Here is a 12,460-nt window from a genome sequence, read left to right as displayed (position 1 = left end):
CGCGTCTTCATTCAATTGTGTGTCTTCCGTCCGGATGACTGTCAGTTTATTTGTCGCCAAGTTCACTTGCATGGCAGCAAGCGACAGAACGGCAAGAGCTGCCATCGTTACGAGCACGAGCACAAGGACGTAACCGTCTTCACGTTTTCGCATCAACATACCTCCTTTCCTTAAAATGGGATTGAACTTTTGAACGTGGTCACTGAATCTGGGTCATTCGCCTGACTTAAGTCCATTTCGATTTCAATTAGCCCCCCCGTCATATAGGTCGGGCGTCGCGAATCAAAGACAGGTTCCTCTAATTTAATGGTCATCCGTTCCACAATAATCTGCGGATTAGATGGAGTGAACGAATCGGGCGACAGGACCAACTCTGTCGGAACGTACCCCGCCTCCCGATAAATCATTCCAGCATCCGAGATACCAGGTGTGGACAACCGATAAAATTGGAATGTTCCGTCGATTTCCGTCACCGCGTCAAATTCAGTTCGGTTTACGTCAGAGAGAACGGACGCAATCAAATAGTCCGCCTCACTTCGAAGTTCACTCGTTTCATTCGTCATCTGAAAACCGAGCGTTCCCGTGATGAAGGCTGTGATGATCACCCCGCTTAAAATCGAGGCCACGACGACCGTGACGAGCAACTCGACGAGCGTGAAGCCGTCTTCACGCTTTGTTTGATCAGTTAGTTGTCGGTACAGCCGTTTCAGGAAACGGTTCGCGTAATGTCGCATTCGATATGACTCCTTTCAAGGTCACGGGCGTTTGTAACCGACTCGTTGTAACCGAAATTTTGACCTCGATGGTGTGTCCTGGTCCTGAAGATAGGGATTCAATCGTCGCGACATACTTATCACCATGGATTCGTGTGTCTTCACAAAAATCGCACGTTCCGTCCTGATTTATAAATTGACTCAATTTGAGCGGTTCCTTGATTGTTGCCGCCCGGCGGTTCAATGTATGTAACGTATTTTGTGCCACTTGGTTGGCGATTGTCTGATTGAGACTGTCGTGGGTCGTCTTCAGACTTTGAGTAAAAATGGTAAGTAACGAAAATGAGACAATCGAGAGGACGACGATGGAGACGAGTACTTCGATGAGCGTGAACCCTTTTTCGGAATCTGACAAAACATTGACCTCCTATTCAAAAAAAGTAAAACTTTCGGAAAATAACGTATGAAATACTGAATAAAATGTTATTTTTTGTACAATACATATTATACTAAAGTTACACACTGAACGGATACATAGAATAGAAGACATATGAAACATAGGGGGATTTTTACATGAAGCGGTATGGGATGCATCTTTTCATTCTGATCGGACTCGTCATGCTCGTGACGCTACCGACTATCGGACTCGTCAATTACTTAGATGCGTCCGCCGAGTCAAGTACTACATATACAGAAACAACAGTCGCAGGCGTCGATGTTTCCGGGATGACGAAGGAAGAGGCTGACGTTCGTCTCGATAACGCCATCAAAGATTTCAACACGATGCCGTTTTCGGTCAATCTGATGGACGGGACCGTCATTGAAATCGGAAAAGAAGTCGTGACGTTCGATGTACCGAACACGCTAGATGCCATCACAGATGAGGGTGAATACCCACTGTTGACCGCAATCGATGAATCTAAAGTTGAACCGTATCTCGAAGGTCAACCTGTGACGATGACGATGATTGCCCCGGCATTGATGGAAGCGGCATCGATGCTTGAGTCAACGGTCGCATTGGAACAAGTCGCGGCAGAGAGTGAAGTCGTTGCTTCATTTACCGTTAGCCCGACTCCGGCGATGCAGTCCACGCTCGACCGAATGAACGGATTCGAGATGGCAGCAGGTGATATCTTTAGTCTCAAATCGTTCGGGGAAGACTTTGAGGCGCTCACGACGCTCGGCTCTTCGTTCTATCGCATGTTTGCTGCCACACCGTTCGCCATTCTTGAACGTGTGCCGCATGAGACGCTTCCGTCTGGTGTCGAACTCGGATATGACACGAAAGTGGACGCCCGCTCGAATTTTGCGGTGCAAAACCGTGAGAAGTCATCATACGCCATTCTCGTTTTGAATGAAGGGAATGCGGTGACAGTCCAATTACTCGGGCAACCGTTCGAATCGGCTTACGAGGCGCGAGTGGAAGAAGTGACGTCGGTGTCTTATCAAAAAGTCGTCCGTTTCTCTTCGTCACTTCCGTCAGGCAGTTCATCGGTCACACAATCTGGACAATCTGGCCAGTCAGGTAAGTTGTACCGTGTCAAAGTGACGGAAGAAGGAGAAACGATGGAATTGCTCGGATTTGATTTTTATGCCCCGACACCGGAAATCGTGACGAAGAGCTCGGTCCCACTTCCGCCACCTGAACCGGTCGAACCGGTCATTCCAACATTCCCAGATGAAGAGGTGGAAGAAGACCCGACTTTTGACGATGAACTAAATGACGACTTTGAAGAACCGCCCGTATTTGAAGAAGACCCTGCAGATCAGGAGGCAGTCGGATGATTGGTTATATGATTTTACTTGGTTTTTGGGTATTGGCCACATTGACGTTATTCGCCTTGTCTGTCCCATCGATGAAGAAGCGTGAAACGAAATTACTCATCAGTGTTTGGACAGCACTTCTTTCAGTAGGAATTTACTACATGGTGACGGAGTCGTTGACGCAAGCATGGTGGGCGTGGTTCCTACTCGTTGTCATATTGATTGGTGGAGTGACGGCTAGTACTTTCGTCGAAGAGAGGGAAGTCGAGCAAGAGGAGGCTCCTCAAAGGATGGTGAAGTAACGTGAGACGAACGAAACGAAGACTCGGCGAGATGCTCATCGAGGCAAAGCTGATTACGGAAATCCAACTCGATGAAGCACTCGAACAAAAACGCCCCGGTGAAAAACTGGGGGATACACTCATTCGGTTGAACCACATTACCGAAACGCAATTGATTCAAATGATTCATGAACAACTGCATGTGCCGATTATCGAGCTGTATGCTCAGGATATCAACGTGACGGTCACGAAGCTCGTGCCGAAAGCATTGGCGCAAAAACATGACGTCATGCCATATCAATTGATTGGAAACACGCTTCATATTGCGACGGCCGATCCGCTCGATTTGATTGCGATCGATGATGTCCGTCTGCAGACTGGGATGAATATCGAGATTGGTATTTCGACACGTGAACAGATTCGGAAGACGATCAGTCGTTATTATGAGATGGATCATTCGCTCGTCGAGATTTTAAAAGAAGATGCACCGGAGATGGATCAACAAGAAACGATGAATCGGGACGATGCACCAATTATTCGCCTCGTGAACCAAATCTTTTTAAGCGCAATCGATCAACGAGCTTCGGATATCCATTTCGACCCACATGAAAAACAACTTCATGTCCGGTTTCGGATTGATGGAGATTTGCGTACGGAAACGATTTATCCGAAGAAAATTCAAAGTGTCATGCTGACGCGCCTTAAAGTCATGAGTAACCTCGACATCACGGAAAGTCGTCTTCCGCAAGACGGACGGATCAAGTATACGTTACGCAATCGCGCCTATGACTTCCGTGTGTCGACACTCCCAACGATGTACGGGGAGAAGATTGTTATTCGAGTTCTTGACTCGTCGCAAGGGCTGACAGATTTGACGAAACTAGGATTCGGGGAACGAAACGAGCAAGCGTATCGCGAAATGCTCAAACGTCCGAACGGCATTATTCTCATCACCGGTCCGACCGGTTCAGGGAAGTCATCGACTCTCTATGCCTCACTAGTAGAGTTGAATGACGAGACGAAAAACATCATTACGGTAGAAGACCCGGTCGAGTATCAGCTCGATGGCATCAACCAAGTTCAGGTCAACTCGAAAGTCGGTTTGACGTTCGCTTCCGGTCTACGTTCGATTCTACGACAAGACCCGAACATCGTCATGGTCGGGGAGATTCGAGACACGGAAACAGCCGAGATTGCCATTCGGGCCTCACTTACGGGGCATCTCGTTCTGTCGACACTACATACAAACTCGGCCATCAGTTCCATCACCCGTCTCGTCGATATGGGGGTCGAACCGTTCCTCGTCGCCGCTTCGACGACCGGGCTCGTCGCGCAACGTCTCGTACGACGCGTCTGTCGTGACTGTGGTCAGGCAGAACCGGTCTCGAAAAGTGAACAACGTCTCTTCGAAGCAGAAGGCATTCACATCGACCGAATTGTTCGTGGAAAAGGATGTTCTTCGTGCAACTCGACAGGATACCGAGGGCGTCTCGCCATCCATGAAGTAATTCCGATCAACGAAGGATTACGACGGATGATCATGAACCAGGCGACCGAGTCTGAGATGGTGGAATATGCGAAGTCACAAGGGGCGACGTTCTTATTGGCTGACGGGCTAGAAAAAGTCGCAGCCGGGTTGACGACGACGGAAGAAATATTACGAACGGTCATTACGGAGAGTGCTTATGATTAATCAATCGATTGAAGTCATCTTGACAAATGCGGTCGAGCGACGCGCATCAGACATTCATTTGACGGCGGGTTCTCCACCGATCATCCGGGTGGATGGGAGTCTGATCACGATGGGCGAGGAGAAAGTGTTGCCTCAACATCTTGAAGGATACTTAAAAGAAATTATGACGGAAGACATGCGTGAACGCCTTGAACATGAGCGTGATCTCGACTTCTCGTTCGGGGTGCCGCGTGTCTCACGCTTCCGTGTCAATGCCTACTATCAACGGGGAACGATTGCGATCGCATTCCGTTCCATTTCCGGGGAAATTCCGACATTAAATGAACTCAACTTGCCGACGGTGTTGAAGCGATTGATTGAGAAGCCGCATGGTCTCATCCTCGTGACGGGGCCGACAGGATCGGGGAAATCGACGACACTTGCGGCGATGATCCACGAGATCAACCGGACGCAACGGAAGCGAATCATCACGTTAGAAGATCCGATCGAGTATTTGCATTCACACGATCAAAGCATCGTCGACCAACGCGAAATCGGCTCGGACGTCATGAAGTTCGTGAGCGGTCTACGAGCCGCTTTACGACAAGACCCGGACGTCATTTTGCTCGGGGAGATGCGTGACTTAGAAACGATTTCGACGGCGATGACAGCTGCCGAGACGGGGCACCTTGTCATGGCGACACTCCACACGTCGAGTGCGATGTCGACCGTGAGCCGAATCATCGATGCGTTTCCGGCGGAGCAACAAGACCAAATCCGGACGCAGCTCGCGAACGTTTTGCTCGGCGTCGTCAGTCAACGATTGTTCCCGCGGATTGACGTGCCGAAAGGCCGTGTCGCCGCCATGGAGATCATGTTAGGGAACCCGGCTGTCGCCAACTTGATTCGAAACGAAAAAGAGTTCCAGCTTCCGACCGTCATTCAGACGAGTCGCCAGCATGGCATGCAGTCGATGGATGCCGCGATTGAACAGCTCGTACGGCAAGGAATCATCAATCCGAACGCCGTCCCGACAGAAGAGATGAGGTGATGAGTGATGGCGATATTTCAGTATGAAGGAAAGCTCCTGAACGGGAAGCGCAAGAAAGGTCGCATCACGGCCGTCTCGCTTCGGGAGGCAAAAGATAAGTTACGCCAAGAATCGATTCTCGTGACAGATTTGTCCGAACTCGAGTCGACCGGACTAAACAAAGAGGTCAATATCCTACCGGAACGCGTCAAAATTGAACATCTGATCATGTATGTCAGGCAGTTCGCGACGCTCATCCGGGCGGGGGTGCCAATCGTCCGCGCAACGTCAATCTTGCGGGTACAGACCGAATCGAAAGTCTTGAAGAAGACGCTCAGTCAAGTCGAGGACGACTTGAAAGAAGGGATTGCCTATTCCGAGGCGATCAAAAAGCATCCACGCGTCTTTTCGAACTTCTTCAGTTCGATGGCACTTGCCGGGGAGACGAGCGGGAACTTGGAGGAGGCGCTCGACCAGATCGGGCTCCAACTCCAAAAACAATATGACGTGAAGCGGAAAGTCATCTCTGCCCTTACGTATCCGTTGGTCGTTTCGATTGTCGCCATCGGCGTTGTCGCCTTCTTGATGGTGAACGTCGTTCCGACGTTCGCGAGCATATTCGGTCAACTCGGCGGTGAGCTTCCGCTCATCACGAGAATCGTCGTCGCCGTTTCAGACTTTATCGCGGCGTTCTGGTGGCTCTTACTCGCCATCGCCATTCTCGGGGTGCTTGTGTTCACGTGGATGCTGAAGCGAGACCGGGAACGATTTGTCATCGACCGGTTGCTGCTGAAGATGCCGATTTTCGGACCAATCGTGACGAAGTCGCAAATCGCGCTACTGACTCGAAGTTTAGCCGTCCTGTTACAAGCAGCAGTACCGATTTTAACAGCCATCGAGATCACGGAACGTATCGTGTCGAACCGCGTCATCCGAAAAGGATTGACGGAAGCACGGGAAATGATGGCACAAGGGATCCCGCTCCACGAACCGCTCATGCGCAACTCGAACTTCCCGCCGCTCATGACACAAATGATTGCGGTCGGAGAAGAGAGTGGAGATTTGGACTCGATGTTAAAAGAAGTCGCCGAGTTTTATGAGACAGAGGTCGAGACGACGACGGACCGACTCAAGTCGATTATCGAGCCACTTCTCATCGTTGTCCTAGCGAGTGTCGTTGGGGTGATCGTCATCTCGATCGTCGTTCCGATGTTCCAAATCTATGGCGATATTCAAAATCAATAATCGGAATATGCAGAGTTTTGAAAATATACCTTTTCAATACTTTATTTAGAAGGTATAGTAAAATTGTTCTACTTCTAGTTTAGGTATTTTGTAATACATCTAGCTTACATGCAGCACAACACACAAAAGGGGAGAATGAATCATGGTAGAGAAGTTGAAAATGATTTGGCAAGATGCCAAACAATTAAAAGATGAGCGTGGACTCACACTCGTCGAGTTACTCGTCGTCGTTGTTATTTTAGGAATTATCGCAGCCATCGCGGTCGTTGCGATTGGTGGGATTATTGAGAACTCGAAGAAGGATGCAATGGTTGCTGATGCGAAACAGATGGTCAGTGCGGCGAAGTTGCATACGGCAAGTGAACCTAAAGCTGGAGACTTAGTTTTCCTATCTACATCTGGAAATAATACTGTAGAAGGACCTGGGTTTGATTATATTTCAAGTCTCAAAGATCCATTTGGAGATAATCAATACACGGATGCTAAAGTGAAAATAATTGAAACTGCAGGGAAGTTTTCATACGAAGTCACGTTGAAAGGTGCTGTAGCGACAAGTAAGAAATTTTACTTTGAAAATACTCCCGAGAAGATGGTAACTAAATCAACACTTGAAGCTACTAAGAAAAAATAAAAAAAGTATTATCCTCCGGCTGGCGCTGGGCACTCGCTCAGCCTAGCCGTTTTTCTGTTTTTGGCATATACTGACAAAAGGAGGATCCTCCCTTGATTGAATTGATTGGATTCTTATATAGCATCGTCCTCGGGGCGGTCATCACATCGTTCACCAACGTCGTCGGGCTCCGCGTGCCACGTCAACAATCCATCGTGACACCGCGCTCACATTGTCCGTCTTGCGGTCACGAATTGTCACCGTGGGAACTCATCCCGATATTCGGCTATCTCGCCCTTCGTGGGAGATGCCGTGGGTGTGGCGAGCGGATCGCGCCGACGTATCCGATCTTTGAATTGCTCGGAGCCATCGGATATGGCTATAGCTATACACTTTACGGATTTAGTGTGACGACGCTTCTCGCGTTCGCTTTCTTATCGACGTTGTTGGCGCTCGCCGTATCTGATTTATCGACGATGTTCGTACCGAACGTCATCTTGCGTATCACGGCACCGATACTACTCGTCCTTACCTATGTGGCAGGGGCCACGTGGTGGTCACCGCTTGCTGGGGCGCTCCTCGGATTTTCTCTTTTAGCGACTGTCTTTTTCGTCTCAAAAGGGGGACTTGGGGCAGGGGACGTCAAATTGTTTACTATGATCGGTCTCGTGCTCGGCCCTCGTGATGTACTCGTCGCGTTGTTCTTGTCGAGCTTGATCGGAGCGGTTGTCGGAGTGGGCTTGATCGCTTCAAAAAAAATTGGACGAAAACAACCGATTCCGTTCGTGCCATCGATCGCACTCGGGACGATGTTGACGTTTTGGTTTAGTGAAAGCTTTTTTGATTGGTATTTTGAGTTGATGTAGGGGGAAAACGATCATGAGTCGTGGGATAGAGAAAGGGACGGTCACCTATTTTTCGTTTGATGCTCTCAGCATCCACGGTGCCGTCATCAAACAAGGTGTGTTCAAGCGAAGCGCCTCGGTTCAGTTGGCGAAAGACGCGTACGGAGAAGGGAAAATCTTAGACGAGACCGCGTTCAGTCTCGCCTTCGACGAACTCTGTCGCAAGTTAAAAGTCCGTCGCGGTATGACGTGTGCGGTCGCATTGGATGAGACAGAAGTGTTGTCACGGAAAGTAGAGATTCCTTCTACGATTCCAAAGGATGAGATCCGTGGCTACTTGTTCATGGAAATCGGCAATTCTATCATCTTACCGTTCGACGATGTGTCGTTCGATTATGAAGTGTTAGGCGAAGATGGGGTCAAGACGGACGTCATGCTTCACGCCGTATCGATTGAACTGACGAAGTCGCTCCGCTCGTACATGAAAAAACGTGGTCTCGCGTTGAAGAAAATCACGCCACGCTCGGTCGCAGTCGCAAACGGCGTCATGCGTTTATCAGACATCGATTCGCTCCAGTCGACGCTCATCTGGCATGTCACACCATTCTCGCATCAATTGTTGGTGTTAGAAGAAGGACAGATTCGCTTCATTCGTTCCATCGAGTCAGACCTTCCTTACCAAGTCGGGACGAAAGACGGTGTCGTGACGTATACATACAACGGAACGGATGAGATGAAAGCGAACCAGATGGATGACTGGTTGAACGAACTCGCCCGTTTCCTTGATTTCTATCGTTACTCGATACGGACGGATGGTCGCGCCATCGACCACTTATACGTCTCGGGAACAGTACCTGAAGTAGACGATCTTGTTCACATGATTCAATCCGAGTCCCTCGTCTCCGTCACACGGGTCGAACAACCGCTCGCGATCGCCCATGGGACACCGTTATCGCATCAGATGCTTCCTTTACTCGGGATGGCGACCCTTCAACGTGACCAGGATACGAACTTTATCAACTCGACCGATGTGACACTCCGTTGGCCAATCGTGACGGGACTTGTCGCACTTCTCCTCGGAGGAGGCGCGGCCGGTTACCTGTATTACGAGGTGGGGCAATTGGAAGCAGAACAAGCACGTATTGAAGAGGAACTCCAACTAGTCGAGATTTATCAAACCGAACAGGTGAACTCGAAAGCACAACAAGTACTCTCGCTTGACCAGACCGTGACGGCGTTGTCGGACATGGAAAAAGATGCGGTGCCGGCACTTCGGGCGCTGACCGAACAATTGCCTCCGACGGGTTACGTGTTGACGTATAACTACGCGGACGGCTCGATTATGAGCGTACGGACACAATTTGAGACGCTCGAGGATTTGAATGCCTTCCAACGTTCGCTCATGACCGATGAGCGCTTCCTTGACGTGAAACTTCTAGGTGTGACGACCGAATTGAAGGCGGCAGAAGAGGAAGAGGAAAATTCATTCGAAGAAGACCCGCTTCCACGCTACATCGGAGAGTTCACGTTCATGTTCCAAGACGTGGAGGAAGAATTGACTGAAGAAGAGGAAGCAGATGCGGAGGTGGTGAGTCAATGAAACGTTCGACAATTTATGCGCTATTTGCGATTTGCCTCCTCGCAGCCATCCTAACACCGGCTTACTTCGGCTATACGTACTTCATCAAACAAGGAGAAGTCGAAGCGCTCGAGCGAGACCTCTCGCTCGAACGGACGAAGCTTGAACTGTTGCGTCAAGAAGGGAAAGCCGTTGACGTGGCAGACTCACAAACGCTTCAGACACGCGTTCCGACGGCACCTGCACTCGATACGGTTGTCGAGGCGTTGTCACAGGCAAGTTTATTAGCTGGCGTCAATGTCACGAGTATCGCGTTCGCCGATGGGCTAGTAGCTGAGTCGGAAGTACCTGAGACAGTCGAGCCGTTCAATCCGGCCGACGTCAGTGAGACGAACGAACCGGCTGAACCGACGGACGTCGCACCGGTCAACGCCTCGACAATTCGTTCGACCGTGACCCTTCAGGCCGAAACGTATAATGCCCTCGTCTCGTTCCTTGAATCCATCGAGTCGATGAACCGCATCCATGTGTTGCGGACGATTCAATTCACGGGACCAGCCGAGACGGGACCGAACACGGTCGAAGAAGTACAGGCGCTTGATTTTACGGTCGAGCTAGATGCCTTCTATCGCCCTGACCTCGATCAGCTCGTTCCAGATCGTTACATCCCGGAACCAGCTTTCGAACAGAAGGATATCCCGGTATACGACTATACCACACCATGAATTGACACGTCCCTTCAGAAATTGAAGGGGCGTTTTTTTCGACCCGAGTGATTGTGTTTACGACGCGCGTTGCCTACAATCAACAGAGAAGTGTGAAACGGCAAGGAAGCCCGTTTTAGAAGAAGAGAAGGAGTCGATACAATGAATTCAACACAGAAGCGTGTCATTCTCGCCTCGATGTCACCACGACGTACCGAGCTACTGCGTAAAGCGGGAATCGAGCATGAGGTCATCCCATCGAACGTGATGGAAGGAACGGACGGCAAGGAGTCCCCGAGCGATTATGTCGCCCGTCTCGCCCGTGAGAAAGCGATGGATGTCGCACGGGATCATCGAGATGCTATCGTGATCGGTGCGGATACGGTCGTCGTCTTAGACGGCGTCATCTTGGAGAAGCCAGCGGACCGAGAGGATGCGAAACGCATGCTCGAACGCTTGTCCGGCTCGACCCATGAAGTGCTGACGGGCGTGAGCATCATCGGTGCGACGCAGGACTTGTTCGTCACGACGACGCATGTGACGTTCGATGTGATTCCGGAAAGTTGGATGGAAGATTACCTTGATTCCTCAGAACCATACGACAAGGCGGGAGCATATGGCATCCAAGGGTCGGGTGGGCTTTTCGTCGAAAAAATCGAAGGTGATTTTTATAACGTCGTCGGCTTACCAATCCATCCGCTTGTCAAGACGCTCGACCGGCATGGGGTGACGCCTCGCTTCCTGTGAATGCCTTGAAAGTAGGTGAAGGAATGACCATGGTGATTGACCGTAGTGTAGAGACCGCCATCGCGAGATTGCTTCAAATCGGAGGACGGGGACCGGACCCGATGGAGACGGCGCGCCGTATCTCGGATGTGTATCCGACGTTACGGGCGCTGTCACAGGCGTCCGTTAATGACTTGTGCAAAATCGAAGGGATGACGAAGAAGAAAGCCGAGCAACTCCTGGCCGCATTCACGATTGGGATTCGATACGTCGAAGAGCCGAAAGCGAGTATGCCGACGATTCGATCGCCCCAAGATGCGTATGAGTTGTTGCGGGATGAATTGCGGCTTTTGAATCAGGAGCATTTCGTTTGTCTGTATTTGAATACGAAGAATCAACTCATCGCCCGGAGGACGCTCTTTGTCGGTGGACTCAATTCGTCGATTGTGCATCCGCGCGACGTGTTTCGCGAAGCGCTCAAGTTGTCGGCGGCGTGCTTTATTGCCGTGCACAATCATCCGAGTGGGGACGCGACCCCGAGTCGGGAAGACATCGAGGTGTCCGAGCGGTTGGTCGAAGCAGGGAACATCGTCGGCATCGCCTGTCTCGATCACGTCATCATTGGGGAAGATCATTACGTCAGCATGAAGCAGCGGGGATATATGAATGGGTGAGAATTAGAGAGCAGATATAGGATGAACTATCCCGTAAAAGTTGGACATGGATTTCAACTTTTACGGATTTTTTTTAAGACAAATATTAAAGACATTGAAGGTGAGGCTTTCGTAGCTCTATTTAGAGAGATGAGAATAATATCAGATTTCATCTCGAAAAAATCGAAAAAATGGTTTATTTCACTTAGGAACTCGAGCGCTACATCGATTACTATAAACATCGTCGCACCGAGAAACGACTAGAAACCGGAGTCTATTAGAATACCGGATACAGGTGCTTGAGATTCTGCGAAAAATCGTATATTGTCTAAATATTTTTATTCAGTTTAAAAAATGTAAATTTTTTGATTTACCCTTCTGATCTTCTATAGTCTATGAGAATTTACAATAGAATAAAGCAATAAATCCTTTTCAATCTTCCATGATTCTCATAAGAAATTTAATAGAGAAATGATATCTGTAATTATGATTTCAGGAAGTCATTAAATCATTAAATCATCTCCATCGTCTAATAGAGCAATAGCAATTTGATCAATTTATAGTTTATGCAGAGCACGAACTGATTATACTCTAAAGTAAATTTGAAACAACAAATACAGTTCGATTTTTTCTCTAGC

The 12,460-nt window shown here is 49.4% G+C and carries 13 protein-coding genes; 11 read left to right on the top strand and 2 right to left on the bottom strand.

What is annotated here, in order from left to right; genetic code table 11:
* Positions 1–170: 170 nt before the first annotated feature.
* Together ON063_RS13150 and ON063_RS13145 are read right to left on the bottom strand one after the other, a co-directional pair.
* A complete protein-coding gene (locus tag ON063_RS13150) occupies positions 171–734 on the bottom strand; it encodes a prepilin-type N-terminal cleavage/methylation domain-containing protein (protein ID WP_274665433.1) in 564 nt (187 codons plus the stop codon).
* A complete protein-coding gene (locus ON063_RS13145; RefSeq protein ID WP_274665432.1) occupies positions 682–1,128 on the bottom strand; it encodes a type IV pilus modification PilV family protein in 447 nt (148 codons plus the stop codon). Before ON063_RS13145 ends, ON063_RS13150 begins: the two co-directional genes overlap by 53 nt.
* Before the next feature lie 158 nt (positions 1,129–1,286).
* Here ON063_RS13145 and ON063_RS13140 point away from each other — a divergent pair, with 158 nt between their 5' ends.
* The 11 genes from ON063_RS13140 (at position 1,287) to radC (ending at position 11,843) form a co-directional block, all read left to right on the top strand.
* Positions 1,287–2,498: a G5 domain-containing protein gene (locus ON063_RS13140; protein WP_274665431.1), complete on the top strand. Its 1,212-nt coding sequence runs from the start codon at positions 1,287–1,289 to the stop codon at positions 2,496–2,498.
* The gene (locus ON063_RS13135; RefSeq protein ID WP_214760538.1) at positions 2,495–2,779 is read left to right on the top strand and encodes a hypothetical protein; all 285 of its coding nucleotides are present in this window, start codon (positions 2,495–2,497) and stop codon (positions 2,777–2,779) included. The genes ON063_RS13140 and ON063_RS13135 overlap by 4 nt, the downstream gene beginning before the upstream one ends.
* Position 2,780: 1 nt before the next feature.
* Complete coding sequence (locus ON063_RS13130; RefSeq protein WP_274665430.1) at positions 2,781–4,451, top strand: GspE/PulE family protein; 1,671 nt, start codon at positions 2,781–2,783, stop codon at positions 4,449–4,451.
* Positions 4,444–5,481 (top strand): type IV pilus twitching motility protein PilT, encoded by a 1,038-nt coding sequence (locus ON063_RS13125; RefSeq protein ID WP_214749689.1) that lies wholly within the window; start codon positions 4,444–4,446, stop codon positions 5,479–5,481. Before ON063_RS13130 ends, ON063_RS13125 begins: the two co-directional genes overlap by 8 nt.
* Positions 5,482–5,487: 6 nt before the next feature.
* Positions 5,488–6,705, top strand: coding sequence for a type II secretion system F family protein (locus ON063_RS13120; protein WP_274665429.1), 1,218 nt, complete (start codon positions 5,488–5,490; stop codon positions 6,703–6,705).
* A 142-nt stretch (positions 6,706–6,847) separates the two neighbouring features.
* Complete coding sequence (locus ON063_RS13115; RefSeq protein WP_274665428.1) at positions 6,848–7,336, top strand: prepilin-type N-terminal cleavage/methylation domain-containing protein; 489 nt, start codon at positions 6,848–6,850, stop codon at positions 7,334–7,336.
* 92 nt (positions 7,337–7,428) lie between these two features.
* A complete protein-coding gene (locus ON063_RS13110; RefSeq protein WP_274665427.1) occupies positions 7,429–8,181 on the top strand; it encodes a prepilin peptidase in 753 nt (250 codons plus the stop codon).
* A 13-nt stretch (positions 8,182–8,194) separates the two neighbouring features.
* Positions 8,195–9,760, top strand: a complete 1,566-nt coding sequence (gene pilM, locus ON063_RS13105) for a pilus assembly protein PilM (RefSeq protein WP_274665426.1) — start codon at positions 8,195–8,197, stop codon at positions 9,758–9,760.
* Entirely contained in the window at positions 9,757–10,464 is a 708-nt protein-coding gene (locus tag ON063_RS13100; protein ID WP_274665425.1) for a hypothetical protein, read from the top strand. The genes pilM and ON063_RS13100 overlap by 4 nt, the downstream gene beginning before the upstream one ends.
* Positions 10,465–10,605: 141 nt before the next feature.
* Positions 10,606–11,190: a Maf family protein gene (locus tag ON063_RS13095; protein ID WP_214695320.1), complete on the top strand. Its 585-nt coding sequence runs from the start codon at positions 10,606–10,608 to the stop codon at positions 11,188–11,190.
* 23 nt (positions 11,191–11,213) lie between these two features.
* Positions 11,214–11,843 carry a RadC family protein gene (gene radC, locus ON063_RS13090; RefSeq protein WP_274665424.1) on the top strand — a complete coding sequence of 210 codons (630 nt, stop codon included), beginning with the start codon at positions 11,214–11,216 and terminating at the stop codon, positions 11,841–11,843.
* The last annotated feature ends 617 nt before the right edge of the window (positions 11,844–12,460 follow it).

Source organism: Exiguobacterium sp. B2(2022) (assembly GCF_028823655.1).
Classification (GTDB): domain Bacteria; phylum Bacillota; class Bacilli; order Exiguobacteriales; family Exiguobacteriaceae; genus Exiguobacterium; species Exiguobacterium aestuarii_A.
This window is presented reverse-complemented; position numbering and strand designations above follow the sequence as displayed.

Excerpts from the sequence above, each read along its gene's own strand:
- ON063_RS13150 (WP_274665433.1), bottom strand. The coding sequence starts at position 734 with ATGCGACATTACGCGAACCGTTTCCTGAAACGGCTGTACCGACAACTA.
- ON063_RS13140 (WP_274665431.1), top strand. The coding sequence starts at position 1,287 with ATGAAGCGGTATGGGATGCATCTTTTCATTCTGATCGGACTCGTCATG.
- ON063_RS13135 (WP_214760538.1), top strand. The coding sequence starts at position 2,495 with ATGATTGGTTATATGATTTTACTTGGTTTTTGGGTATTGGCCACATTG.
- ON063_RS13125 (WP_214749689.1), top strand. The coding sequence starts at position 4,444 with ATGATTAATCAATCGATTGAAGTCATCTTGACAAATGCGGTCGAGCGA.
- ON063_RS13120 (WP_274665429.1), top strand. The coding sequence starts at position 5,488 with ATGGCGATATTTCAGTATGAAGGAAAGCTCCTGAACGGGAAGCGCAAG.
- ON063_RS13115 (WP_274665428.1), top strand. The coding sequence starts at position 6,848 with ATGGTAGAGAAGTTGAAAATGATTTGGCAAGATGCCAAACAATTAAAA.
- pilM (WP_274665426.1), top strand. The coding sequence starts at position 8,195 with ATGAGTCGTGGGATAGAGAAAGGGACGGTCACCTATTTTTCGTTTGAT.
- ON063_RS13100 (WP_274665425.1), top strand. The coding sequence starts at position 9,757 with ATGAAACGTTCGACAATTTATGCGCTATTTGCGATTTGCCTCCTCGCA.
- ON063_RS13095 (WP_214695320.1), top strand. The coding sequence starts at position 10,606 with ATGAATTCAACACAGAAGCGTGTCATTCTCGCCTCGATGTCACCACGA.
- radC (WP_274665424.1), top strand. The coding sequence starts at position 11,214 with ATGACCATGGTGATTGACCGTAGTGTAGAGACCGCCATCGCGAGATTG.